Annotated in this window: 1 protein-coding gene; it reads left to right on the forward strand. The window is 69.7% G+C overall.

What is annotated here, in order from left to right:
- Positions 1-1,520 (forward strand): glycosyltransferase (locus tag AB0M47_RS42735; protein WP_363424770.1); only part of this gene is annotated, 1,520 nt, incomplete at both ends.

The following is a 1,520-nucleotide window of genomic DNA, read 5'->3' on the forward strand; positions in this document are numbered from 1 at the left end:
TTCTCGACGGGCCGGACCGTGGTGCTGTCCAACGTCCGGGCGCTGGCTCGTATCGCGGAGCAGAGCGGCGCCGCCGCGCTCTTCGAGGCCGGCGACGCGTCGTCGCTGGCGGGGGTGCTCCTGGAACTGCTCGCCGACCCGGGCCGCCGTCGCCGGCTCGCCGAGATCGGTGCCTCGTGGGTTCGCGCGGAACGTACCTGGGCCGCGAACGCCGAGACCTACCTGCAGCTCTACGACAAGCTCGGGGCGCTGCCGAAGCCCGATCCCACCGAGGAGGCGCTCGACGACGGCCGCGTCCTGGAGATCCACCGCGACCTCACCGCAGCCGGGACGCTGGCGACCCTCGCCCCGCGTACGCTGCGTCGGCTGCGCAACGAGTTGCGGCGGCGCGGCTACCTGGTCAAGGCCCGCGAGGTGGCCCAGTTGCTCGGCGACGCGGCCAACGCGAAGGACGCGAAGGACCTCGCCGTGATCGAGGGTGAGATCGCGGTGCTGTCCGGGACGCTGACGCTGTCGACCCGGCCGGAGGATCGGGAGTACGAGGCACGTCCGGGCCGGGTGCTGCATGTGGTGGGGAGTTCACTGCCGCATACCCAGACCGGCTACACCCTGCGGACGCACTACTCGGCGTTGGCGCAGCGGGACACCGGGTTGGATCCCCACGTCGTCACGCATATGGGCTTCGGCGAGCCGGGTTCGGACTACGCGCGGGAGGAGGTCGACGGGATCGCGTACCACCGGATTCCGGGCGCGGCGCGGGGTTCGGAACCGTTGGACGCCTGGCTGAGTACGCATATCCAGCGCCTGGCCAACGTGGTGCGGGTGGTGCGGCCGTCGGTGCTGCACGCGGCGTCGGACTTCCTCAACGCCCTCTCTGCCGAAGTCGTGGGCCGGGACTTCGGCATTCCGGTGGTCTACGAGTCCCGGGGCTTCTGGGAGGAGACCTGGCTCCAGCGCCAGGCCGAACTCTACGGCTGGGACGACCTCGGGCGGCTGGAGTCGCGGTTCGGCCTGCCGGACGTGTATCTGTGGCGGCGGGAGATCGAGGACCGGTGTCGCCGGGAGGCGTCGCACGTGGTCACGCTCGCGGATGTGATGGCGGATCGGATCGAGGCCGGTGGTGTGGACCGGGATCGGATCACCGTCGTGCCGAACGGGGTGGACGTTCAGGCCTTCCCTCGGTTGACCCGTAATCCGGTGTTGGCGGAGAAGCTCGGGATCGACCCCGACACCACCGTCATCGGGTACATCTCGTCCATCGTCGAATACGAGGGCATCGACACCCTCATCGACGCGTACGCCCAACTGCGTGCGGCCGGGGTCGCCAAGACCAACCTGCTCATCGTCGGCGACGGCGCCGAGCGCGAACGCCTGATGCTGCAAGCAGCCGGGCTCGGCCTCGACGACGCCGTCTTCACCGGACGCGTGCCGCATGACGAGGTGCTGGATTACTACAGCTTGATCGATGTGTTCGTGGTGCCGCGCAAGCCGGTCGAGGTGTGCCATCTGGTGACGCCGCT

This window comes from Hamadaea sp. NPDC051192 (assembly GCF_040682475.1).
Taxonomy (GTDB): domain Bacteria; phylum Actinomycetota; class Actinomycetes; order Mycobacteriales; family Micromonosporaceae; genus Hamadaea; species Hamadaea flava.